General features: G+C 24.9%; 22 protein-coding genes and 1 pseudogene. 20 read left to right on the forward strand and 3 right to left on the reverse strand.

Going from position 1 to position 26,158, the window contains the following annotated elements; translation table 4 throughout:
• The first annotated feature begins 9 nt into the window (after window positions 1-9).
• A complete protein-coding gene (atpD, locus tag STAIW_RS00285; RefSeq protein ID WP_020833893.1) occupies window positions 10-1,410 on the forward strand; it encodes a F0F1 ATP synthase subunit beta in 1,401 nt (466 codons plus the stop codon).
• Window positions 1,410-1,694: a F0F1 ATP synthase subunit epsilon gene (locus STAIW_RS00290; protein ID WP_020833894.1), complete on the forward strand. Its 285-nt coding sequence runs from the start codon at window positions 1,410-1,412 to the stop codon at window positions 1,692-1,694. The genes atpD and STAIW_RS00290 overlap by 1 nt, the downstream gene beginning before the upstream one ends.
• A gap of 10 nt (window positions 1,695-1,704) precedes the next feature.
• Here STAIW_RS00290 and STAIW_RS00295 read toward each other — a convergent pair whose 3' ends face one another.
• Complete coding sequence (locus STAIW_RS00295) at window positions 1,705-2,628, reverse strand: 5'-3' exonuclease (protein WP_020833895.1); 924 nt, start codon at window positions 2,626-2,628, stop codon at window positions 1,705-1,707.
• 16 nt (window positions 2,629-2,644) lie between these two features.
• Window positions 2,645-3,244 (reverse strand): IMPACT family protein, encoded by a 600-nt coding sequence (locus STAIW_RS00300; protein WP_020833896.1) that lies wholly within the window; start codon window positions 3,242-3,244, stop codon window positions 2,645-2,647.
• A gap of 140 nt (window positions 3,245-3,384) precedes the next feature.
• On the opposite strand from STAIW_RS00300, the gene secA reads away from it, so the two are divergent.
• The 16 genes and pseudogenes from secA (at window position 3,385) to STAIW_RS00380 (ending at window position 23,182) form a co-directional block, all read left to right on the forward strand.
• Entirely contained in the window at window positions 3,385-6,285 is a 2,901-nt protein-coding gene (gene secA / locus STAIW_RS00305; RefSeq protein WP_020833897.1) for a preprotein translocase subunit SecA, read from the forward strand.
• Between the two features lie 133 nt (window positions 6,286-6,418).
• Window positions 6,419-8,404 carry an excinuclease ABC subunit UvrB gene (gene uvrB, locus STAIW_RS00310; RefSeq protein WP_020833898.1) on the forward strand — a complete coding sequence of 662 codons (1,986 nt, stop codon included), beginning with the start codon at window positions 6,419-6,421 and terminating at the stop codon, window positions 8,402-8,404.
• 9 nt (window positions 8,405-8,413) lie between these two features.
• The gene (uvrA, locus tag STAIW_RS00315; protein ID WP_020833899.1) at window positions 8,414-11,254 is read left to right on the forward strand and encodes an excinuclease ABC subunit UvrA; all 2,841 of its coding nucleotides are present in this window, start codon (window positions 8,414-8,416) and stop codon (window positions 11,252-11,254) included.
• On the forward strand, window positions 11,247-12,347 hold the full coding sequence (locus tag STAIW_RS00320; protein WP_020833900.1) for a bifunctional folylpolyglutamate synthase/dihydrofolate synthase: 1,101 nt from the start codon (window positions 11,247-11,249) through the stop codon (window positions 12,345-12,347). Before uvrA ends, STAIW_RS00320 begins: the two co-directional genes overlap by 8 nt.
• A complete protein-coding gene (locus STAIW_RS00325) occupies window positions 12,348-13,010 on the forward strand; it encodes a folate family ECF transporter S component (RefSeq protein WP_020833901.1) in 663 nt (220 codons plus the stop codon).
• A 62-nt stretch (window positions 13,011-13,072) separates the two neighbouring features.
• The gene (locus STAIW_RS00330; protein ID WP_020833902.1) at window positions 13,073-13,489 is read left to right on the forward strand and encodes a MurR/RpiR family transcriptional regulator; all 417 of its coding nucleotides are present in this window, start codon (window positions 13,073-13,075) and stop codon (window positions 13,487-13,489) included.
• Window positions 13,490-13,979: 490 nt separating this feature from the next.
• Window positions 13,980-14,105 carry a PTS transporter subunit EIIB gene (locus STAIW_RS05870; RefSeq protein WP_084676555.1) on the forward strand — a complete coding sequence of 42 codons (126 nt, stop codon included), beginning with the start codon at window positions 13,980-13,982 and terminating at the stop codon, window positions 14,103-14,105.
• Window positions 14,106-14,266: 161 nt separating this feature from the next.
• Window positions 14,267-14,605, forward strand: a complete 339-nt coding sequence (locus STAIW_RS00340; protein WP_020833903.1) for a hypothetical protein — start codon at window positions 14,267-14,269, stop codon at window positions 14,603-14,605.
• Window positions 14,563-15,795 carry a beta-glucoside PTS system IIABC component gene (locus STAIW_RS00345; RefSeq protein WP_020833904.1) on the forward strand — a complete coding sequence of 411 codons (1,233 nt, stop codon included), beginning with the start codon at window positions 14,563-14,565 and terminating at the stop codon, window positions 15,793-15,795. Before STAIW_RS00340 ends, STAIW_RS00345 begins: the two co-directional genes overlap by 43 nt.
• Window positions 15,767-17,197, forward strand: a pseudogene (locus tag STAIW_RS06790) (glycoside hydrolase family 1 protein). The gene STAIW_RS00345 and the pseudogene STAIW_RS06790 overlap by 29 nt, the downstream one beginning before the upstream one ends.
• A gap of 165 nt (window positions 17,198-17,362) precedes the next feature.
• A complete protein-coding gene (gene hprK / locus STAIW_RS00355) occupies window positions 17,363-18,292 on the forward strand; it encodes an HPr(Ser) kinase/phosphatase (protein WP_020833905.1) in 930 nt (309 codons plus the stop codon).
• The gene (locus STAIW_RS00360; protein WP_020833906.1) at window positions 18,285-19,706 is read left to right on the forward strand and encodes a prolipoprotein diacylglyceryl transferase family protein; all 1,422 of its coding nucleotides are present in this window, start codon (window positions 18,285-18,287) and stop codon (window positions 19,704-19,706) included. The genes hprK and STAIW_RS00360 overlap by 8 nt, the downstream gene beginning before the upstream one ends.
• Window positions 19,690-20,625 carry a thioredoxin-disulfide reductase gene (gene trxB, locus STAIW_RS00365; protein WP_020833907.1) on the forward strand — a complete coding sequence of 312 codons (936 nt, stop codon included), beginning with the start codon at window positions 19,690-19,692 and terminating at the stop codon, window positions 20,623-20,625. Before STAIW_RS00360 ends, trxB begins: the two co-directional genes overlap by 17 nt.
• A gap of 60 nt (window positions 20,626-20,685) precedes the next feature.
• The gene (locus tag STAIW_RS00370) at window positions 20,686-21,996 is read left to right on the forward strand and encodes a prolipoprotein diacylglyceryl transferase family protein (RefSeq protein WP_020833908.1); all 1,311 of its coding nucleotides are present in this window, start codon (window positions 20,686-20,688) and stop codon (window positions 21,994-21,996) included.
• A gap of 9 nt (window positions 21,997-22,005) precedes the next feature.
• Window positions 22,006-22,953, forward strand: coding sequence for a DNA-binding protein WhiA (whiA, locus tag STAIW_RS00375; protein WP_020833909.1), 948 nt, complete (start codon window positions 22,006-22,008; stop codon window positions 22,951-22,953).
• A 4-nt stretch (window positions 22,954-22,957) separates the two neighbouring features.
• Window positions 22,958-23,182 (forward strand): helix-turn-helix domain-containing protein, encoded by a 225-nt coding sequence (locus STAIW_RS00380; protein WP_020833910.1) that lies wholly within the window; start codon window positions 22,958-22,960, stop codon window positions 23,180-23,182.
• A 28-nt stretch (window positions 23,183-23,210) separates the two neighbouring features.
• Here the strand turns inward: STAIW_RS00380 and STAIW_RS00385 are convergent, their stop codons facing one another.
• Entirely contained in the window at window positions 23,211-23,606 is a 396-nt protein-coding gene (locus STAIW_RS00385) for a rhodanese-like domain-containing protein (protein ID WP_063623140.1), read from the reverse strand.
• A 123-nt stretch (window positions 23,607-23,729) separates the two neighbouring features.
• Here STAIW_RS00385 and secG point away from each other — a divergent pair, with 123 nt between their 5' ends.
• A complete protein-coding gene (secG, locus tag STAIW_RS00390; protein ID WP_020833912.1) occupies window positions 23,730-24,020 on the forward strand; it encodes a preprotein translocase subunit SecG in 291 nt (96 codons plus the stop codon).
• A gap of 31 nt (window positions 24,021-24,051) precedes the next feature.
• Complete coding sequence (rnr, locus tag STAIW_RS00395; protein ID WP_020833913.1) at window positions 24,052-26,148, forward strand: ribonuclease R; 2,097 nt, start codon at window positions 24,052-24,054, stop codon at window positions 26,146-26,148.
• Window positions 26,149-26,158 lie beyond the last annotated feature (10 nt).

Consider the following 26,158-nt stretch of genomic DNA (forward strand, 5'->3'; position numbering starts at 1 on the left):
GAAAAAATAATGCAATTAAAAATTACAGAAGGTAAAGTAGTTCAAGTTTTAGGACCAGTTGTTGATATAAAATTCAATCCAAATGAAATGCCAACATTATATAACATAATTGAATTAGATAATCGTGGAGTTAAATTGGTTTTAGAAGTTGTTCAACATATTGGAGATGATTTAGTAAGAACAATTGCAATGGGTCCAACAGAAGGATTAGTTAGAGGACTTATTGCAAAAAATACAGGAAAACCAATTTCTGTACCAGTTGGTGAAAAAGTATTGGGAAGAATGTTTAATGTTCTAGGTGAACCAATCGACGATAAACCACCAGTAACAGACTCAAAATTTATGCCAATCCATAGATTAGCACCACCTTTTGATGAGTTAGCAACGTCTGCTGAGATATTAGAGACTGGAATTAAAGTTATTGATTTAATGATGCCTTTTTCAAAAGGTGGGAAAATTGGTTTATTTGGTGGAGCTGGTGTAGGAAAAACAGTTTTGGTTCAAGAATTAATTAATAATGTGGCAAAAGCACATGGTGGAATTTCAGTTTTTGCAGGTGTTGGTGAAAGAACCAGAGAAGGAAATGACTTATACTATGAAATGATTGATGCAGGAGTTATTGATAAAACTTCACTTGTATTTGGTCAAATGAATGAACCTCCTGGAGCAAGAATGAGAGTTGCTCTTACAGGTTTAACAATTGCAGAATATTTTAGAGATGAAAAAAATCAAGATGTATTATTATTTATTGATAACATTTTTAGATTTACTCAAGCAGGTTCAGAAGTTTCTGCATTACTTGGAAGAATGCCATCTGCTGTTGGTTATCAACCAACACTTTCAACAGAAATGGGAGCATTACAAGAAAGAATTACTTCAACTCAAAAGGGTTCAATAACATCTGTTCAAGCAGTCTATGTTCCAGCAGATGATTTAACAGATCCTGCTCCGGCAACAACTTTTACTCACTTAGATGCAAGAGTTGTTTTGGATAGAACAATTGCTTCGTTGGGAATTTATCCAGCAATTGATCCTTTGAATTCAAGTTCAAGAATGTTAGATCCAGAAATTGTTGGAGAAGAACATTATCAAATAGCATTAAAAGTTCAAGAAGCTCTTCAAAAGTATAAAGAATTACAATCAATAATTGCAATTTTAGGTATGGAAGAACTTTCAGAAGAAGATAAAATTATTGTTAATAGAGCAAGAAAAATAAGAAATTTTATGTCTCAACCTTTTACAGTTGGTGAAAAATTTACAGGTAGAAGTGGTAAGTATGTTACTATATCCGATACAATTAAATCATTTAAAGCAATATTAAATGGTGAGCTTGATGATGTTCCTGAGGTTTTATTTATGTATGCTGGTTCTATTGACGAAGTTATTTTGAAATATAAAGAATCAAAATAGTGGAAAGAATTAAATTAAAAATAATAACACCTGAAGGAATTTATATTGATGATTTAGATGTTGATTATGTAAGTGTTCGAACAACAGCAGGACAAATTGCAATTTATGCAAATCATACACCAATTGTATCTACATTAATTATTGGTGATATGAAATATGAAAGAGAAAAAGATAAAAAATATATTCATTTGCATAGAGGAATAATACAAGTTTCAAAAAAACAAGTTAAAATTTTGACTCAAAGACTTTATGAAGTTGATGAAAGAGGAAAAAAAATAAAATAAAAAAATAGAATTAATTTTGTAATTCTATTTTTTTATTTTCTCGAAACTGTAATTGATCTTTTGCTTTTTCTTCAATCATTTTAGTAAATGCTCACATTTTTTCTCTTTTCAAAAAACCCATAAAACGAATATAATTAATTTTTAATGGTCTAAAATTAATTTTTCCAATATCTACATTTTTTAAAATTTTTGCTATCTTTTTATTCATAAGAACTTGCTCTTTACATTGTTCAAGTTTTTTTTGATGATCATATGGGAAATCATTTAAATTCTTAAAAATATTTTCTACGCAACCATATTTTGTTATCAATTTAACAGCTGTATTATAGTGCATTCCCTTGACACCCTTAATATTATCTGAATGATCTCCTAATAATGACTTCATATCAGGAATTTGACATGGTTTACAACCAAATTTTTCAAATACATCTTTTTCTGTTATTATTTCTTTTTTAGTTTTTTTTGATTGCTGTGAAATAATACAAACATCTTTGCTTACTAATTGATAAGTATCTTTATCATTTGAAATTATATCAACTTTATATCCAAGTTTAACAGCAATTCTTGAAATTGTGCCCATTATATCATCACCTTCATATTTACATTTTTCATATCAAGGTATATTTGCTGAGGTAAGAAAATCTCTTACTAATTGCATTTGAGGTATCAAATCACAAGGTGTTTCTTTTCTTGTTGCTTTATATTCTGGATAAATTTCTTTCCTTCAACATTCTTTACCTACGTCAAAAGTTACAATTATGGTATAGTACTCATTTGATTGAATCATTTGATATATATTTGCTACAAAAACATAGACAGCATTTATTAAAACACCTTCTCTATTAATTGCTATTTTTTTTCTTTTAAGACTTCCATAGTATCCCTTATGTAATAAATGATAGCCGTCAATTATAACAACTTTACGTTTTTCCATTTTAAATTTTACCTTTCTAAAAATAATTTTTTTCTGTTTCTAAAACTTTAATTTTACTTATTATTGGATCTAATTGTTTTATATTATTGATTTTTCCACTAAAAAAAACAGTTTCATTATTGAATTCATATAATATATCTTTAGCATCTATTTTTTTAAAATACATTTTTATAGTTTTAATATTTGAAATATTAAAACTAATCTTTATGTATAGCAAAATTTTTAATTCTTTAATATTATTATTTTTTATTATTTCAATAGCTGAATTATTATATGCTTTTTGTAATCTACCTGTTCCCAATTTGATTCCACCAAAATATCTAATTACAAAAATAATTATATTTGTCAAATTATTTATTTCTATTAATTTCAATAATGGTTCACCAGCTGTTCCTTTTGGTTCACCGTCGTTATTATAACCATAATTTAATTTATCTCTACCATATCTAAAAGCATAACAATTATGACTTGCTTTTGGGTCTTTATACTGATTAATAAAAAAAATTAGCTCTTTTTTATTATTAATTTTTGCAATGTAGGTAATAAACTTTGATTTTTTTATAGTTTTTTCGTCTTTTAAAACAAAATCATTTTCTAAAACATTTAAATAAACCATCGTTATCTACCACATATAATTTTACCTATTTAATATTAAAAAAACCATATAAATTAATATTTTATATGTATTTATATTTATACATATTAATTGTATAATAATTTTAGTTTGTTTATTTAAATAAAAAAGGAGTTAATTAAATGGCAAGAGATAAATCAATAATTAAAAAACATGGTAAAATAGCAGATCAAATTATTTCTCTTGAATCTGAATATGAAAAATTAAACGATGAACAATTAAAAACAAAAACAAGTGAATTTAAAGAAAGAATAGCGAATGGAGAATCGCTTGATAGTATTTTAGTTGAAGCATTTGCAACTGTTAGAGAAGCTGCAAATAGAATTTTAGGAATGAAAACATATCGTGTTCAATTAATTGGTGCAATTATTTTACATCAAGGAGATATAGCAGAAATGAAAACAGGGGAAGGTAAAACCTTAACAGGTTTATTTCCAGCTTATTTAAATGCATTATCTGGATTGGGAGTTCACGTTGTTACAGTAAATGAATATCTTTCAAAAAGAGATAGTGAAATTAATGGACAAGTTTATAATCTTTTAGGATTAACTGTTGGATTAAATGGAAGAGATCTTACAAAAGATGCTAAAAGAAGAGCATATGCACAAGATATTACATATACTACAAATTCAGAATTGGGTTTTGATTATTTAAGAGATAACATGGTTTATAAATTCGAACAAAAAGTTCAAAGAAAATTAAATTATGCCATTATTGATGAGGCTGATTCAATCTTAATTGACGAAGCAAGAACACCACTAATTATTTCTGGTGGAAGTCAAAATAGAATTAATATGTATAAAGCTGCAGATTCATTTGCAAAAACATTAAATCAAATGGATCATGTTGAGATTGATTTGGAATCAAAACAAGTTTATTTATCTGATAAAGGAATTCATAAAGCGCAAAGTTATTTTAGTATTGATAATCTTTTTGATTTTAGAAATACGGGAGTTTTTCACTTAATTATGAATGCTTTGAAAGCTAATTTTACTTTTAAAAAAGAAGTTGAGTATACAGTTCAAGATAATGAAATTATTTTAATAGATCAATTTACAGGAAGAACAATGCCAGGTCGTGCTTATAGTGATGGTTTACAACAAGCACTTCAAGCTAAAGAAGGTGTTTCAATTGAAGAAGAAACAGCAACTCTTGCAACTATAACTTATCAAAATTTTTATAGACTTTATAATAAACTTTCTGGTATGACAGGAACTGCAAAAACAGAAGAAGAAGAATTCATTAAAATTTATAATACAAGAGTTATTTGTTGTCCAACAAATAAACCAATTATTAGAGTAGATGAAGCTGATTTAACTTTTGGAACTATAAATGCAAAATTAAAGAAATTAATTGTAGATTTAAAAGAATTAAATGAAATTGGAAGACCTGTTTTAATTGGAACAACCTCAGTTGAATCTTCTGAACAAGTGGCAAGGTATTTGGAAAATGCAAATCTTAAATTTGAAATGATAAATGCAAAAAATCACCATAGAGAAGCTGAAATAGTTGAAAAAGCAGGAAATTTAGGAGCAATTACTTTAGCAACAAATATGGCAGGGCGTGGTACTGATATTAAATTAACAGATGAAACAAGAAAACTTGGTGGTTTATTTGTTATGGGAATAGAAAGAAATGAAGCTAGAAGAATTGATAATCAACTTAGAGGTAGAAGTGGTAGACAAGGAGATCCAGGTAATTCAAGATTCTATATTTCAATGGAAGATGAATTAATGGTTAGGTTTACTGCTCCAAAAGTTAGAGAGATGTTCTTAAAATTAGGTGATGATCATATTAAATCTAAAATGTTTACAAGAGCAATTACAAATGCTCAAAAAAAACTGGAAGGTTTAAATTTTGATCAACGTAAAAATGTTTTAGATTATGATAATATTTTAAGTCAACAACGTGAGGCAATGTATTCACAACGTGATGGTATTCTGCAACAAGAAGATTTAAAAGTTGTTTTATCAAGATTCCATTATACAATTGCTTTTGAAATGGTTGAAAGAAATTCTGAATTAGTTAGAGGAGAAGGAACAATTAACCTTAAATCATTAATTGATTCTGTTGATGGTCAATTAATTCCAAAAAATTCATTATCAGAGGATGATTTGGCTGGTTTGGAAAAAGGACAAATTGCAAAATTAATATCAGAAAAAATGATGATTTTTTATTTAGCAAAAATTTCAGATGTACCTGAAAATGTAATAAGTGAACTAGAAAGAAGAACGATTCTTCAAGCATTTGATAAACATTGAACTAAACATATAAACTTAGCTCAGAAATTAAGAAGTGGTATTTACTTACAACAGTATGCACAAAATAATCCTTTACATGAATATGTCGAGGAATCTGCAAAATTATTTGCAAAAATGAAAGTTGCAATTGCTGAAGAAAGTGTTGAAAAATTAAATAATTCATTTATTAAAGAAGTAAGTCAAGAATATTTAAATCAAAGTATGGATATTGGGAAAAGGGTTATTAATATAACAGATAAAGATATTGATGTTATTTTAGAGGAGTGAAATATTGAAAAAAATAAATTTTCGAGACCATTTGTAGAAAAAAAATTAAAAGAATTTCAAGAAACATTTAAAGATGATCAATCAAAATTGGAAAGATTAGGTTATCAATTTACTGTTCTTGATGGATTGATGAAAAAATTGGATGAAATGTTTATGGCAAAAAATAAACAAACCCTAAAGGTTTCACAAGAAGGTATTGATAAAATTATTGCAAAGTTTGGATTAACTCAAAAATTATTTACTGCAGAAGAAGTTAAATTAAAATTTGAAGAATTATCTAAATCAGCAGATCAAAGTGAAATAAATAATTTATTAATAGAAACTCAAATTTTATTAGCAATAGCAAATCAATTAAAAGAACAGAAAAGTGAATTTGTTATAACTGATAAAGAGGGTAAAGTTGAGAAAAAATTTAAGACAAATGATGATGGTTCAATATCAGAAGATGATATAAAGGATACTGAACAAGTTCAAACTAAAATTAAAATTGGTTAAACAAAACTTTATGAGGTTTTGTTTTTTATTAATATATTTTTTTTAAAATTTTTAAATTTAAATAGGTAAAATATTGCTAGATGTATAAAATAGTCAATTTAGCTATTTTTTTTGCATAAAAGGTGGTAATGAAATGAAAAAAGAGTTTAAGAAATTTAATTTAGTAACTGAATTTACTCCAGGTGGTGATCAACCAAAAGCTATAAAAGATTTAATTGAGGGTATTAAAGCAAATAAAAAACATCAAGTTTTAATGGGAGCTACTGGTACAGGTAAAACATTTACAATGGCAAATATTATAAAAGATTTAAATAAGCCCACTTTAGTTTTAGCACATAATAAAACATTAGCAATGCAATTGTACATAGAATTAAAGGAATTGTTCCCAAATAATAGAGTGGAATATTTTGTTTCTAATTTTGATTTTTATCAACCAGAAGCTTATATTCCTTCAAGAGATTTATATATTGATAAAGATGCAAAAAGAAATAATGATTTGGAAATGATGAGATTAAGTGCAATGAATGCATTAATGATTAGACAGGATACAATTGTTGTTGCTAGTGTTGCTGCAATTTATGCAACTCAAGACCCAAAAGAATATGGAAATGTTTTTTTTGAATTAAATGTTGGGCAAATTCTTTCAAAAAAACAATTATTAACTTTTTTAATTCAAACTGGTTATACAAGAAATGAAACAAACTTAGACATGGGATGTTTTAGTGCAAAAGGTGATGTGATAAAAATTGCACCAAGTTGAACAGATAAATTTAATTTAAGAATTTCAATGTTTGGAGATGAAATTGAATCATTAGATTTAATTGATGTTCTAAATAATACAGTTGAAGAAAGATTACATATGTTTACAATTTTTCCAGCTGCAGCTTACGTTACAAATTTTGATAAAATGAAACTAGTTGTTGAAAATATAGAAAAAGAGTTAATATTAAGAGTTAAAGAATTAGAAAAAGAAGGAAAACTTATTGAAGCAGATAGACTTACAAAAAGAACTAAATATGATATGGAAACATTAACAGAATTTGGAATTTGTAGTGGAATTGAAAATTACTCAGCACATTTAGATTTTAGACCAAAAGGAGTTCCTCCATTTTCATTAATTGATTATTTTGGAGATGATTTTTTAACAATAATCGATGAATCACATATGATGATCCCTCAAATTAGAGGAATGTTTAACACAGATAGAAGTAGAAAAGAAACATTAGTTGCGCACGGATTTAGATTACCAAGCGCTTTAGATAACAGACCACTTAATTTTGAAGAATTTGCAGGTAAATTAAAAAACGTCATTTATACTTCAGCAACTCCTGGAGATTATGAGTTAAATTTAGTAGAAAATAAAGTTGTAGAGCAAATAATTAGACCAACTGGCTTAATTGATCCGATTATTGAAATAAGAGGAACAATGAATCAAATGAACGAAATAGTTCAAAATGTAAATCAAATTGTTGAAAAAAAACAAAAAGTATTTATTACAACTTTAACTATTAGAGCTTCAGAAGATATTACAACTTATTTACAATCAAGAAGTATAAAAGTAGCATATTTACACTCAGAATTAAAAACTTTAGAAAGAAATCAAATATTAATAGATTTAAGAAAAGGGGTTTATGATGTAATTGTAGGAGTAAATTTACTAAGAGAAGGATTAGACATTCCAGAAGTAAGTTTGGTTTGCATTTTGGATGCAGATAAACAAGGTTTTTTAAGAAATACAAGAAGTTTAATTCAAACTGTTGGACGAGCAGCAAGAAATGCTGAAGGAAGAGTTATTTTTTATGCTGATTCAGTTTCACCTGCTATGAAAGAAGCGATTGAAGAAACAGATAGAAGAAGAAATATTCAAATAGAATATAATTTAAAAAATAATATTATTCCAAAAACTATTACTAAAAAAATAAGTGATTTTGGAATGGACATAAATATTAGAAATAAAATTGATGAATTATCAAAATTAAATAAAAAAGATAAAATAAAAAATAAGGAAAAATTAATTGAAGATTTAAGAAAACAAATGTTGTTTGCAGCAAAAGAACAAAATTATGAAAAAGCAGCAGAATTAAGGGATCTAATATTAGAAATTCAATCAGAGGAGTAAATATATATTATGAATAAAAAAATTATTGTAAAAGGTGCAAGAGAACATAACCTTAAAAATGTAAATATTGAAATACCAAAGGAAAAATTAATTGTTTTTACTGGTTTATCCGGAAGTGGGAAATCTTCTTTAGCCTTTAACACAATTTACGCTGAAGGTGAAAGAAGATATATTGAATCTCTATCATCTTTTTCTCGTCAATTTCTTAAATCAGTTGAAAAACCAGATGTTGATGAAATTGAGGGATTAAGTCCTGCTATTTCAATTGACCAAAAAACAACAAGTCATAATCCACGTTCAACTGTTGGAACAACAACAGAAATTCATGATCATTTAAGGTTATTATTTGCAAGTATTGGAACACCTGTTTGTATTAATGGGCATGGTCAAATTAAAGCTTCTTCATTAAAAGAAATAATAGAAACATTAAAAAAAGAAACCCGGGATAATGAGCAGATTTTTATTTTAGCATCTTTAGTTAGGGATAAAAAAGGAACACATAAGGAGATATTTCAAAAACTTAAAAAAGAAAATTTTTTGAGAGTACAGGTAAATGGAGAAATAAAAAATTTGGAAGAAGAAATTATTTTAGAACAAAATAAAAGACATAATATTGATATCGTTGTAGATAGATTAATTTTTAAAAACGAGGATGAAGATTTACAATCAAGAATTTATTCTGCAATTGAAATTGGCTTAACTTATTCAAATGGATTAATAAAAATTTTATATCCAAATAAGAATAATACAACAAAGTTATTTTCTACAAAATATTCTTGTAGTGAATGCGGATTTGCAATTCCAAATTTAGAAGCAAATTTATTTTCCTTTAATAAAAAAAATGGAGCTTGTGAAACTTGCTCAGGGCTCGGTGTTAATTTAGAAGCAGATCCTGCATTAATAATTCCTGATTTATCTTTATCAATTAATTCAGGAGGAATTTTGTATTATAAAAATTTAGTAGATAGTCAAAATATTGAATGACAAAGATTTAAACTTCTTTGTGATTATTATTTAGTAGATTTAAATCAAGCAATTTCTTCATTAGACGAAAAACAAATGACCGCTCTATTATGAGGAAGTCATGAACCAATTGAAACAAAAATTGTAACATCAAGTGGAAATGTTTTAAGATCATTCGACTTTATTGAAGGTGTTGCAAGTTTAATTGAAAGAAGATATATTGAAACAAAATCTGAAGACAATAGAAAATATTATGGAAAATATATGATGTCAAAAGTTTGTAAAACTTGTGATGGAAAAAGATTAAATGAAATTGCATTAAGTGTAAAAATAAATGATATATCAATTGCAGATTTTGTGGAAATGACAATTGAAGATGAATTTAATTTTTTATTAAATTTAAAATTAACTGAACAACAAGAAAAAATTGCAAGCTTAGTTTTAAATCAATTACTTTCAAGAATTAGTTTTTTAAATGAAGTAGGACTAAATTATTTAACTTTATCAAGATCTGCAACAACTTTGTCTGGGGGAGAATCACAAAGAATAAGATTGGCAAAACAACTTGGATCAAAACTTTCAGGTGTACTTTATGTTTTAGATGAACCATCAATTGGTTTACATCAAAGAGATAATGATAAATTAATTACCACCTTAAAAAAATTAAGAGATTTAGGAAATACTTTAATTGTTGTTGAACATGATGAGGATACTATGAAGGAAGCTGATTGAATTGTTGATATTGGACCAGGAGCAGGAATTCATGGAGGAGAAATTGTTGCACAAGGAACATATGAAGAAATCTGCAAAAATCTAAATTCATTGACAGGTAAATATCTTTCAAAACAGCTATCAATTCCAATTCCTAAAAAAAGAAGAGGAGGCAATGGTTTAAAAATTGAAATCCAACAAGCAAATGAAAATAATTTAAAAAATATTGATGTTACACTTCCTCTAGGAAAATTTATAACAATAACTGGTGTTAGTGGAAGTGGTAAATCAACCTTAGTTGAAGAAATTATTTATAAAGGTTTGAGAAAAGAATTAAATAAAGAATTAATTAAACCCGGAAAATATAAAAGAATTAAGGGTTGAGAAAATGTTGACAAAATAATTTATGTTTCACAAGATCCAATTGGTAAAACACCAAGATCAAACCCAGCAACATATACTTCTGTTTTTGATGATATTAGAGACTTATATGCAGAAATTCCTGAATCAAAAATTAGAGGATATAAAAAAGGAAGATTTAGTTTTAATGTTCCTGGGGGTAGATGTGACGGTTGTCAAGGAGATGGGGTTGTTAGAGTTGACATGCAATTTTTAGGTTTTGTTGAAGTTATTTGTGAAATTTGTGATGGAAAAAGATATAATGAAGAAACACTACAAGTAAAATACAAAGGTAAACATATTTGAGATATTTTAAGTATGACTGTTCAAGAAGCAAATTTATTTTTTGAAAATATTCCAAAAATTAAAGAAAAACTTGAAACTATATTGGCGGTTGGATTAGGTTATATAAAATTGGGACAAAACGCAACAACTTTATCTGGAGGAGAAGCACAAAGAGTAAAACTTTCTACTTTTCTATTGAAAAAATCAACTGGTAAAACATTATTTTTATTAGATGAACCAACAACAGGTTTACATATTGATGATGTTAGAAGACTAATTGATGTCTTAAATATTTTAGTAGACCAAGGCAACACTGTTTTGACAATAGAACATAATTTGGATTTTATAAAAGTTTCAGATTATATTATTGATTTAGGTCCTGAAGGAGGAAGTGGTGGGGGAACTATTTTAGCAACAGGAACTCCAGAACAAATTATTAAAGTAGAATCAAGTTATACTGCAAAATATTTAAAGGAATATTTAAATGATTAGTGTAAAAGATGAAATTTTTGAACAAAAAATTTTATTTAAAAAAAATTATAATTTAAATAAACTGCTTGATTCTTTAAAAAATCCACAAGATAATTTTAAAGTCATTAATGTTGTTGGAACAAACGGAAAAGGTTCAACATCAAATTTTATATTTTCGGGATTGAAAACTAAATATGAAAAGGTAGGATTATTTACATCTCCTGCATTTTTATATCACAATGAAAGAATTAAATTTAATAATGATTATATAAGTGATGAAGATTTAAAAAGAATATTAAATGATAATAAAGAAATAATTAAAAAATTTGAACTTACTTTTTTTGAAATTTGAACTTACATTGCAATTTTATTTTTTAATGAAAAAAAAATTGATATAGCTGTTATTGAAGCTGGTATTGGAGGTTTAAAAGATTCTACAAATTTATTTAATAATCAAATAGCAGTATGTGTAACTTCAATTGATTTTGATCATACTGAAATTTTAGGAAATAAAATTGAAGAAATTCTTTTTCAAAAAATTTCAATTGCTAAAAAGGGTGTACCTATTTTTTTAAGCAGAGACAATTACAAATATAAAAAAATAATTAATCAAATAAATTTAAATCAAAAAATTTATTGCAAAAAAATAAATGACCCAGTTTATTTTCAAAAATTAAATAAGGGATTGGCAAAGGAAGTTCTAAAATATTTGGAAATTGATTTTTCACTTAAATGAAAGAGTTCTTTGGGAAGATTTACTATTTTAAAAGAAAAGCCGTTTTTAATTTTAGATGGATGTCATAATATGGATGGTGCAAAAAAATTAATTAAAAATATTAAAAATATTAAAAATATTAAAATAATTTTTGGTTCTAGTTTAAATAAAGAGCAATTAAAAATTATAAAAATACTTAAAAAGGCAAGTAAGAAAATATATTTGACTGAATTTGAACATCCAAAATCTTGAGAAATTGATGAAAAATTATATAAAAATGAAAATATAATAAAAGATTGAAGAAAATTTTATTTAAATAATAAAAATGAAAATATAATAGTATGTGGAAGTTTATATTTTATACCAATTTTTTATGAATGATTTAAGGAGATAGATTAAATGAATTGATATTTAATTACAAATATTGTGGGGGGAATTAGTACATTACTAATATTATTAATTTCACTTTCCATTGAAAATTTTTCTTTTAAAAAAATTAGCATAAGACATTTAACAATAATAGCATTATTTGCAAGTTGTAGTGCAATTATGACAGGTCTTTCATATAAAATACCCCCAATTTTTGGCAATATTTCTATTGCGTTAGGAGATTGATTAATTTTTTTACTTGGTGTCTTATTTGGGCCTTTATGTGGAGTAATTTCAGGAATTTGTACAGATACTTTAATGTCTGTATTATTACCTAGTAGTTATGGCTATCATGCAGGATATATGTTTGGAAAATGTTTACTTGGTTTTTTTGGAGCCTTAGTATATTTAACAAAATCAGAAAATAAAATCTTATTAAAAATCATTATTTTATATTCTTTAAGCTATATTTTTCAAAGTTTAGTTTTGAATCAAATATGAATGATGAGTTGAAAAGGAAATGCAGCGTGAGTTGATTTAGTTGTTAAACTAATAAAATTACCAATAACATTACCTATTTATATTTCTATTACTTATATTATTTTTAAATCAATTAAACCATTATTAAATAGATGAACTTATGAAAATGTTTGATGCTATAGACATGTAAATAAGAATATTCAAATAAGCTAATTTGAAAAAACACAATTTTTATATTTTTATATAATTTCTTTAACAGAAAGAAGGTTATTTAAATGATAAGCTATTATGAAATAATTGAGAATATTTCAAAAGGAGATAAGAATTCTAATAATGCTTTAATTGCAAAAAATATTGTGGAAAATTTTTTAAAAGGTGTTGTATTACCACAAAATGAATTAGCTATAAAATGCTACTTATCAAAGTCGTCTATTACAAAATTTTGTAAAAAAATAAATTTAGATGGATATAGAAAATTAACTTATCATTTGAAAAATGAAATTGAAAAATTTTTGGAACATAATAATAATATTCCAAAAGTAGAGGGAATTAGTTATTGTGAACTATATTTTTATGGAATTAAAGAGATAATTGATAATAATATTGATTTCATGCAAGAGATCATAAATAAAATAAACGAATATAGAAAAATTACAATTGTTTTCTCTTATTCATTATTTTCATATGAGTAATTTTTTAAGAAGATTATTTTTATTTGTATTGCAATAGATAATGAAACATTAAATAGAATATATGACATGGTTGAAAATAAAAAAACTTAAGTGTTATTACAACAGAATTGCAAAAAGGTAAATTTAAAAATTGTGAACAAAAAATGATAATACCTTCAGAAACAGTATTTTTTAATTGATCATTTAGACAAATTTTTTTAGAATTGTTTTTTTGAATGTGTTTCAAAATATAAAGTAAACCAGTTTCTAATTTGTAAATTAAAAACTAAACTAATAAAAATTATTTAATTTTCTTAGCTTTAATTAGAAAATTATTATAAGTATTTTATTAGTTTTTTATTTTTTAAACTAATTTTATACAAATAGTTAAGAAAAAATACGTATTTAAATTATTGCTATTTTTCTTAAATTAGAAAGGAAAGTATGAAGAAAAATTTTACTAATTATAATCTTGAAATAAAAGAGTATAAAAATAAATATCGCCAAGCAGTTGAAAAAATTTTTATTTTTAGGAAATCAAAATTATAAGAATCCTTATAATTGTATGACAAGATTTCGTGCAAATATTATTGATAAATCATTAGTTAATATTGATGAACTTAAAAAATTAATTTAGTTAAGGGAGTTAATTGAAATGGCCCTGAAATTCAAATAATTATTGGAGGAGAAGTACCAAAAGTATTAGATGAATTCAAAAAATATGAAGCAGAAGATAAAAGCAAAACTTCAGAGAATGTAGTAAAAACTATTATTAAACCCCCTTTGGCAAGTCGTTTCATGGCTGCAATTGTGGGTGTTATACAACCTGCTATTGCATTAATAATTGTTGGAGGAATGCTTGTTGCTTTATATTCTTTATTATCATTAGATGGAGGCCCACTGAAAAGTAGCATTATTGATCCTAATGGTGCGACTGACTTAAATGGTAATTCAATTATGATAGCAATAAGTATGCAAACATTATATTTATTTAATATATGGGATTCATTATTTTTTATATTGGCAAATACGATTATGCCATCAATAGGGATATTTTTTATTTATAATGTTTCAAGATATTTTAATTCAAATTCTTGATTCTCAATTACAGTTGGTTTATTTTATGATTTGCATTAGCTCCAATAGCAAGTCTGATTGAGTTTGTTTTATTTAAACTATTAACTTTAATTGGAAATATTCCTTATGGTTTTGGTACAGCATTATTTGCTTTTCTATGGCAACCACTAGTAATAATTGGTTGGCATACACCATTAGGCGTTGCAATAGATACTTCAATTAGCAGTGGAACACCCCAATTATTAGGTACAGTTAATGTTACTCCATATTGAGGGCAATTAGGTGCAGTGGTTGCTTTAGCAATTATTACGAAAAATATGTCATTAAGAAAAATGGCTTTTGCTACTGTTCCGGCAGGAATTTTTGGTATAACTGAACCAATTATCTATGGAGTAAATTTACCAAGAGTAAAACCTTTTATATATGGATGTGTTGCAGCCTCCGTTAGGCGATTTTTAATTGAAAATTTAGATTTAGATATGGATATTATGGGAACATTTGGAATTTTAAGTATACTTCGTTTTAATGATAGTGCTTGGAGTATAAATCCAGAATTTAATCATGCTATTAATTATAGTCAAGGAGCAGAAATTGGATTAGTATTTTTAACATGAAGTATAACTTTTACAGTAGGTTTTCTAATTACATTCTTCTTTTATAAAGAAAGAAAAAATGAGTTAAGTTATTTTAAAAAAGCAATAAACAAAATTATTAAATTTACAAATAGTGAAAATAAAAAAGATGTACTTAAAAACTTTCAAAAACAGTTAGAAAGTATAAAAAATTCAGAAATAAACTATAAAAAAACTGAAAAATATTATTCACAAATAAGTAAAATTGAGGTGAAATTAGCAATAATTGAAGAAAAAAAATCTAAAATAAGAAATAATATTTTTAAAAAATTAAATCAATTAAAATTAAAACTTCAATTTAAAGAAAATGAAAAACTATATAATAAATTTCAAATTTTAAACAATAAATATTCAACTTTTGGATATGATACTGAAAAAAATAAACTTCAAAATGAATTGACATCAGTAATTTCAGATTATAAGCAAAATTTAAATGATTTTAATAATTTTAAAGAAGAAATTATATTAGAAACTAAACAAATATTAAAAAAATTTAAATTAAATAAAAATCAAAGTGAGCAAGTTCAAAATATAATGTGAAATGCAATTAATAGTGTTGAAATTTGTTTTGAAATCTTTGATTCCAAAAATGTGAATTTTAAAAAAAGAGAGCAATAATATGAAGAAAATTCCAAAAAATTTTTTATGAGGAGCATCAACAAGTGCTTACCAAGTAGAAGGAGCAAGTGATATTGATGGAAAAGGAATATCTATTCAAGACTTAACAACTTCAATAAAGGGAAAAATTAATTTTAAAAATGCTTCTAATCGCTATTATTATTACAAGGAAGATATAAAACTAATGGCAGAAATGGGATTTAAATCATATAGATTCTCAATTTCTTGAACTAGAATTTTTCCAAAAGGAGTTGGAGAAATTAATCAAAAAAGGAATAGATTTTTATAATAATTTAATTAATGAATTAATTAAATATAATATTGAACCAATAATTACTGTATATCATTTTGATCCCCCTTTGGAATTAGAAAAACAAGGTGGTTGAAATAATAGAGATTTAATGGTAGATGCATTTGTTTCGTGTTCAAAAAAAATATTTGAATTATTTGGAGATAGAGTAAAATATTGACAAACAATTAATGAGCAAAATATGATAATACAAGTTGAACATGTTTTAGGAATGGTTGATTCAAAAGAAAAAGATATTTTTAAAAAACTTTATCAAATAAATCATAATATGTTAATTGCACAAGCAATGATAATGAAAATTTATCATGATATGAATTTGGGTGGTAAAATTGGATCAGCACCGAATATAAGTCTAGTATATTCGGAAACTTGTAAGCCAGAAGATTACGATGCAGCATATAAGGAAAATGCTTGAAGAAATTGATTATATTTGGATGCAGCAGTTTATGGAAAATATAACAAAATTGCTTGAGATTGGATGGTAAAAAATGGTTATGACCCTGAAATTCGTGAGGGTGATCTAGAAATAATGAAATTAGGGAAAACTGACTTTATTGCCTTTAATTACTATAATACTTTTACTGTAAAAGCTTCTACAAAAATAGATGCAATAAAATTTAGTGCTTCTGATCAACAAACTTCATATGATATACCAGAAATGTTTGATATATCTAGAAATAAATATTTAAAAAAACACAATTTGGTTGAGAAATATACCCACAAGGTTTTTTAAATACTTTTAGAATTATATGAGATCGCTATAAATTGCCATTAATGGTAACAGAAAATGGTCTTGGAGCATATGACACTTTAGAAAAAGACGGAACTATGCATAATCAATACAGAATTGAGTATTTAAGAGAACATATTAAATATATAAGAGAAGCTATAAATGAAGGAATTGATGTTATAGGATATCATCCTTGAAGTGCTATTGATTTAGTTTCAACCCATGAAGGAGTTAAAAAAAGATATGGTTTTATACATGTTAATATAGACGATGAAGGTAATGGAGATTTTAAACGCACTAAAAAGGATTCATTTTTTTGATATAAAAAAGTTATTTCATCAAATAATGAAGATTTAAAATAATTAACTGATGGTATTTTTTGTTAAATTGTAAGAATATTGTTAATCTTAATTATAACTCTTAATATAAATTTATAATTATATTAATTTTAGTAATAAAAAACCTAGAAATTTAAAACTAGGTTTTTTTAATTATTATGGTTATAATAAAAATGTGAGGTTCAAATTATGAGTAAGTTATATGCAAGTAAATTAATTGAGCAATTTAATTTAGAAATTTTATCTGGTAAAGGTAAAATAAAAAACTTAATTGAAGTTTATGGAATAAATAGAGCAGGTTTAGAATTGACTGGTTTTTTTGAAGATGGTGAAAAATCACACAGAATAATTGTAATGTCAACAAAAGAAAATAGTTATGTTTTAAATTTTAGTGCAGAAGAAAGAAGGGAAAAATATAAGAAACTTTTTTCACAAAATATTCCCTTAATAATAATTACTCAAAAATTTGAAGATAAAATTGTAATAGATGTTGCAAAGGAACTTAATATTCTTTTAGTAAAAACTAAAAATAATTCAACAAGTGATTTTACTCAAAACATTTTAGAGTTTATGGATGATTATTTTGCACCAGTCATTGAAATTCATGCTTCTTTTATAAGTATTTTTGGAAAAGGTGTTTTATTAATTGGTGAGTCTGGTATTGGTAAATCTGAAATAACATTAGATTTATTAAAAGCAAATCACCTTTTTGTTGGTGATGACAGAATAGTTGTTACAAAAAAATTTAATGAAATTTTTGGTAAAAGCCATGAAATATTAAAAAATCTTGTTGAAGTAAGAGGAATAGGAATTATTGATGTTTCAAAAACAAATGGTTATCAAGTAATTTTGGATAAAAGCAAAATTGATATAGTTATTGAGTTATTGAAGTTTAAAAAAGATGGCATTGATTATTCAGAAAGATTGGGAGCAGATTTTGAAAAGTATGAACTTTTGGGAGTTCAAGTTCCATATTTAAAAATTCCAGTTACATCAGGAAGAAATATTCCAAATATTATTGAAGCTGCAGTTGCAAAATTAAAAATAAAGGAAAGTGGACTATATCAAGATGAAGCAACACTTTTAACTGAAAGAGCACTGAAATTTAATAATGATTAATTTTTTAAGTGATATTTGGGTAAATGGCAATCCAATTCCTGACTATTATGATTATGGTAGTGGTAAATATGCAGATCCACTTTCCTTTTTATATTCTATTTTTGTATTAATTGGAGTTTTCTCAGTTATTATTACTTCAGCTATTAGATTACATATGAGAGGAATTCCTTTAAAGGAATTTTTAAATGGTATTTATATTGCATTGCCTTTAGGTGTTATTGGAGCAAGTATTTTTGGAAAGTTAGGCTCATCAGGAGAAGATTGAAAAATTTATAGATTAATATTTTTTTGAGAACCAGGAATGAGTTTTTTTGGTTCGATGCTTGTAGGTGGAAGTGCTGCATTTTTATGATTTTGATATAAAAAAAGAATAACAAGAATTTCTATTTATACCTATTCAGATTGTATTGTTCCAAATATACTATTAGGACAATCAATTGGAAGGTGAGGTAATTTATTTAATCATGAAATAATGGGTAGAGCAATTGAGGACTCAAAAATGTCTTCAATTACTTGATTACCTGATTGAATTTGACATAGATTATTTTATTTTTATAATCCAAGCAATGGTCAAGAACCATTAAAAGTTCTTCAATTTCATGAACCATTATTTCTATATGAATCTCTTTTAACATTATTTTTATGATTTTTATTAATTTTTGTTTTTTCAAATTTAGATAAATGATTTAGTAAAAAACCTTGAAAAATTGATCCATATGCATTTCCTTGTAAACAAAATAAAATATGTAAATTTTTAGATGAATCAAAAATTATAAATTATCAAACTCAAATTCCTATAAAATATAATAAAAATTCATTAGAACAATTAAGTTTATCAAAAAAATGAGTTTGAAGGAAAGCATATTTATTATATGAACCAAACATCATTGATGTGGAAAATCAACAAAATTATATTTACGATCAAAAAATTAAAAGAGTTAAAGCAAATGAAAAATTTAATCAAATTAAATTAAAAAAACATCAAGAATTTGAAAAAATAAAGTTGAAATTTAAAAAAAATAAAATAGGTAAAGAAAAATATAAAGAAGATATTAAAATATTAAATGACAAATATAAAAATGATTTATCAAAATTTAGAAAAAATAAAAGTATATTGATTTCTTTTTTGAAAAGAGATTCAAAAAAATTATATAATCTAAATAATCCAAATAATTATTTTGTAATTCATTGTGGATTTTTAACTGGAATATATATATGTGCATATACAATTATAAGATTTATTTTAGATAAATTTAGAAATCCATATGAAATTTCAGTAAAAATGAATCCATTATTAAATTATTTATCATTAACAGGTATTTTAATTATTGGAATAATTATAATGGTTTGTGCTCAATTTATAGCACCTAAAAAGTGAAGAGAGGTAGGATGATTATATGAAAAATCTTATTAATAATCTTGATTATGATTTAATAATAGCTGGGGCAGGACCTGCGGGATTAAGTGCAGCAATTTATGCAGGAAGAGCAGGACTAAATGTTTTGGTTCTAGAAAAAGAAGCACCAGGAGGTAAAGTTATCAAAACAGGAGAAATTGAAAATTATCCTGGTTTTACAAATATACAAGGCCCTGATTTAGCAATGCATTTTTTTGAACAAGCAACTTCAATGGGAGCTAAATATGAATTTTCAGGACTTAAAAGTTTTGAAAAAAAAGAAATTTTTTATGTTTTACTTGAAAATAAAAAAACAATTACTTCAAAAGCATTAATTATTGCTACGGGAACGAAAGAAAATTTACTTGGAGTGCCAGGAGAAATAGAATTATATGGTAAAGGAGTATCATATTGTGCTGTTTGTGATGGAAGTTTTTATAAGGAAAAACCTGTTGTTGTAGTCGGTGGAGGTTATTCTGCAATAGAAGAATCAATTTTTTTAACAAGATTTGTTTCTAAAGTATATTTAATACATAGAAGAAAAGACTTTAGAGTAGATAATAAAACTTTAAATAAAGCAAAATCAATTGAAAAAATCGAATTTATTTTAGATAGTATTGTAGAATCAATTGAAGGAACAAATAAAGTTGAATCTGTTAAAATTAAAAATCTTTTAAATAATGAAATTAAGAAACTAGAAGTAAATGCAATTTTTCCATTTATTGGTCAATATCCAATAACTAATTTTATTAGTCAAAATGAAATTCTTGATGAAAATAAAAATATTATTGGAGATGAGAACATGAGAACAAAAATAGAGGGTTTATTTGTTGCAGGAGATGTAAGAGTTACTCCATTTAGACAGATAGCAACAGCTGTTGCTGATGGAGCCTTAGCGGGTCAAAATGCTGTTAACTATATTGAAAACCTTGAATAAATAGTTTTTTTGTATTTTTACTATGTTAAAATAAATTAGTTGTAAGGTGTGATAAAAAATATGTTTTTAAATTGAAATAGTAAAGATTGATCAGCTGTGAGTGATATGTGAACGGTAAGAGATGATTATGGTTTTTTTCATGTTTATGCATTTACAATGACTATTGGAGTTATATCAGCAATAAGTATATCTGCTATTAAACTTTATATAAAAGGAGTTCCATTAAAAGAATTATGAATTGGGGCCTCAATTATTGTTCCATTTTCTTTATTAGGAGCAAGTTTTTTTGGAAAATTAAATGCAGATGGACCAGGTCAAAATGCTCAGGGCACTTCTTTTTGAGGATTATTTGCATTTTGAAAAGCAGGAATGGCAATTCATGGGGGAGTATATTGTGGTGCTCTTGTTGGTATAGTTATATTTTATTTTTTAGGAAGAAAAACGAGAGTTTCTTTATGAACTTATGGAGATGCTATTATACCAAATATTTTAATAGGACAGGGAATTGGACGTTGAGGTAATTTTTTTAATCATGAACTTTATGGTCAACCAATTGCAAAGTGATTTGTAGAATCTTCAAATGAAATTAAGCAAACAAATGCACTATCTTGATTACCACAGTTTATTAGAGAAAATATGGTTTGAGAATATAGAGGTTCTGGTGGTTCGCTAAATGGTCTCGAATTAATTAGCGGAGAAAAATATTTAATGGCACCAATTTTCCTTTATGAATCTTTTTTTCTAATTTTATCTTGAGCAATTATTACATTTTTAATTTCTTTTATTGGTAGATGATTTGGAAAAAAACCTTGAAAAATTAATCCTGAAAAGTATTCATTTAATTTAAAAGTATCATATATTTGAAAGCAAGCAGTTTTTGCAAATCATGATGAAAAAAATGTTAATGAATATAATGAAAATATTAATCAAATCAAAGATAGTAATTGAATTAAAAGAAAATGAAAACAAGGGGAATTACTTGTAACAACTAATAATCCATATAAATATTTAACAGTAAAAGCTGGTGTTGAAATGGGTGTTTACTTTTTCTCTTGAAATATTGTTAGATTAATTTTGGAAATTGACAGAGCAGAAGATCATTTATTTTTAATGTATCAAAGGGGACTTTCATTAGCGTTAATTTCATTAACAGCAATTTTAGGAATTATTTTAATTATAATTGCACAATGAGTTAGTCCATATCTTTTTAGACAACCTGGTTATGTTTACGAACAGGAATATTTTTATACAAAAGCTGTAATTGAAAAAATTGTTAAAGATAAATCTGTTTCAAATGAAAAAAAATTAAAACAAAAATTAAAAGAGAAAAAAATAAAAGAAAAACTTGAAAAAAAAATGGACAAGAAATAGGTGAATAAGATGTCTTTTTCCTTAGAAGTTAAAGAAGAAATTTTAAATCATACCTTTACTGATAAACAAAAAAACATGCTTATTTCAGGTTTTATTAAATATAATGGTGACTTAATTTTTGGAAATGATGGGGCAGCATTAAGATTAACAAGTAATAGTAATAATATAATTAGAAATATTTATTCTATTTTGAAGTATGTTTATAAAAAAAATATTAATATTTCTATTATTCAAACTCAAAATTTATCAAAAAAAAAGATATATCAATTACTTTTGATAGAAGACATAATGGCTTTTCTAAAAAATTACTTAATTTATGATGATGAAAAATTAGAAAAAATTGTTGAAATCCCATTGTTTCAAAAGAATTTAAAAGAAAAACAAAGTTTAATAAGAGCTTATGTATCAGGAATTTTTATTGCGATAGGAAGTGTAAATTCTCCAGATACCACAAACTATCATTTAGAATTACAATTTAAAGATGAATTTTCAGCAATTTATTTTTGTGAAATTACTAATTTATTTAACTTTAACTTTAAAATATTTAGGAAAAAAAACACCTATATGTGTTATATTAAAAAATCAATAGAAATTTCTGATTTTTTAAAATTTATTGATGCTTCACGAGCTGTTTTAAAATTTGAAACTACAAGAATTAATAGAGACTTTAATAATAATATAAATAGAATGATGAATATCGATATTTATAATCAACAAAAAACATTATTTGCTGGTGCAAAACAAATTGAACAAATTAATATAATAATTCAAAAGGGCTTATTTAACGAATTATCAGAAAAAGCGCAGTTACTAGCGACAATTCGTTTAGAAAATCCAGATAGTTCTTTTTCAGAATTAGAAATAATATTAAATGATAGAAATGTAAAAATTACTAAATCAGGAATAAGTAATTTATTTAAAATAATTTCTAGATTAGCAGAAAGTATTGGTGTATAACATTATGAAACGAGAAAAATTAATTACTATATTTAGTAGTAATATGAAAAATATAAGACAAAGACAAGAGTTAACTCAAGAAGAATTAAGTTTTAGATGTGGATTACATAGAAATTATATTTCAGATACTGAAAGAGGAAAAAGAAATGTAACTTTAAAGGCAATTGAAAAAATTTCATCTGGATTAAATGTTAAAGTTATTGAATTATTTAAAGAAATTGAAAAATAAAAAGAACAGAATTTAAATTCTGTTCTTTTTAGTAAATTACAACTTTAGTATACTTATCAAAGCTAATATCATTTCTAATATTTTTATATTTCTCATTTAGAATAAAAACTTTAAATCCCCTTGTATTTAGTTTTTTATAAATTGACAAATGACTTCTTGGATCTTCATTGATTATAAGAATATTGTGATTTTTATCAATTAATTTAAAAAATTTAAAATTAAAAGCTGTAATTGGTATATTGATTGTTCCTTCAAGGTGATGTTCATTAAACGAAATTTGATTTCTAATATCAATTATTTGCCATTTTTTACTTTTAAGTAAAGTTGTTAGTTTTTTAATATTTTTTGTTTTATATTTTTTTCTAAAAGAATTTGTTTTAAAAATTTTTTCAATAAACTTAAATATAATATCTAATCATTGCATAATATCCCCTAATGAAATTATATACTCTATTAGTAAAGAAATGCTAATTTTATAATTTGTTATATGAATCATTAAAATTACTCTATAATTATAGTATTATATATATTGAATGGAGGCAAAAGTATGTTATTTTTAGCAACAGCTTCAGAAAGAGAACTAGCTAATCAAATAATATTTGGATTTGAAATAGTTGCCTTAATTGCAGCGTTTTTAATGATTGTTGTTGGATTAATTCAAAATAAAAGTTCACAAACTGGTTTAAGTGCATTAAATGGTGGTAATGATGAATTGTTTTCAAACTCTAAAGAAAGAGGAACAGATAAAACAATGTCTATATGGATGTTTAGTTTAGGCATATGTTTATTTATAATTACAATAGTCATAGGAATAATTTCAAACACTGTTTTAAAATAATGGTGTTTTTTTATTAGAAAGAATAATGTGTATGAAAGATTTAATAATAAAAAAATTAAACATTCAAAATAAAATTCATTTTAATGAACTTTTTAAGTTTTTTTCAAAAGATTATGAAAAACTTACAAATTGCTTAAAAGAAATGCAAGAAGAAAATATAATCGCTTGAACTAAAGAAAATGTTATATATTTTATTGGAGAAAAATATAAAATAGGAAGTATTAAAATTAATGATAAAGGATTTGGATTTGTAAAAGACTTCAATAAAGAAGATGAAGATTTTTTTGTTCCACCAAATTCTTTAAATAACTCAATTTCAACTGATGAAGTTGTATTTACAATTCATAAGGAAAATGATGATAGACTTAAAGCTAAAATTGAAGATATAGTTTTGAGAAATAAGACATTTTTGATTGGGGAAATTCAAAAAAGTGAATGTGGAAGATTTCTAGATTTTATTCCGAATGAGTTATGATTTAAAAATTATAGAATTGTAATGATAAATGCAAAAGATTTTAAATTAGAAAAAGACTTAATTTTAAAAGTTAAAATACTTGATGTTAGAGATAAAAAGTTGTTTGTAAAAATTCAAAAAATAATTGGTAATTCAAATAAAGCGACAGATAGAATTTTATCAATAGCTTATGAATATGATATTAAATCTGAATTTAGCAAAAATGTTATTAATAATGCAAATGAAGTGGCAAAGCCAATTAATTATAATGAACCGTTAATAAAACGAAGATTAAATAATTTAATTAAAGATAAAAATTTAGTAACTATTGATGGAGAAGATTCTAAGGATTTGGATGATGCAATTTATGTTGAAAAAACAGAAAAAGGATATAAATTGTTAGTTGCTATAGCTGATGTTAGTTATTATGTTACACCTTTTTCAGATTTAGATAATTCTGCTTTATTTAGAGGAAATTCAGTATATCTTGCAAATAAAGTTATACCAATGCTTCCAGAAAAATTATCAAATGAAGTTTGTAGTCTTAACCCAAATGAAGAAAAATTATGTATGGTAGCTGAAGTGGAATTTGATTTTAATGGTGCAATTATAAATAAAAGGGTTTATGAATCAATTATGATATCAAAAGCAAGATTAACTTATAAGGAAGTAAATGAACTTTATAAAAATAATAATTCATTAATTGATAAAGAAATTATTGATATGCTTTGAATTGCAAAAGAATTACATGAAATTATTGATAAAGAAAGATCTGAAAGAGGCTCAATCGAATTTGATATAGCGGAACCAAAAATAATTTTGGATAAAGATTCAAATGTAATTGATATCATTAAAAGAGAACGAGGAATTAGTGAAAAATTAATTGAAAATTTTATGGTAAGTGCTAATGAGTGTGTAGCATCATTAATTTTTGATAAAGAATTACCTTTTATTTATAGAAATCACGATGATCCAAAAGAAAAGAATCTTTTGGAATGACATTCAATTTTAAAAGCACTAGGTATTAATGTTAAGTTAACTGAGTTGGACAAAATTAATCCAAAAACTATAAAAAAAGCTCTTAATCAAATTGAAAATCAAATTAGTGATGAAACTGAAAGAGAAGTTATAAATATAATATTGTTAAAATTTATGGAAAAGGCAGCGTATGAGCTTGATAATATTGGTCATTTTGGATTAGCAAGTGATTGTTATACTCACTTTACTTCTCCAATTAGAAGATATAGTGATTTGATTGTTCATAGATATTTAAAACAATATTTGATTGATAAAGATTTAAGAGAATTTAAATTGGAACAAAACAAAAAATTTATTTTAAAAGCATGTAGTATAATAAATGATACTGAAAGAAATGCTGTCTCAGCCGAAAGAGAAGTCAATAAAGTTTGTATGGCAGAGTATATGAAATCAAAACTTAATCAGGAATATGAAGGAATTATTGCAGCAGTTTTAAAATTTGGAGTATTTGTTCAACTATCCAATTGTGTTGAGGGTTTAATTCATATTTCTGAATTACCAGATTTTACTTTTGATGAGAAAACAAATATCTTAGTGAATAAACAAAATAAAATTTTTAGACTTGGACAAAAAGTAAAAATAAAAGTTAAAAATGCTGATGTAAAAAAAAGAATAATTGATTTTACTTTAAAATAGTGGTGGTGAT

The sequence above is a fragment of the Spiroplasma taiwanense CT-1 genome (genome assembly GCF_000439435.1).
GTDB lineage: Bacteria > Bacillota_I > Bacilli_A > Mycoplasmatales > Mycoplasmataceae > Spiroplasma_A > Spiroplasma_A taiwanense.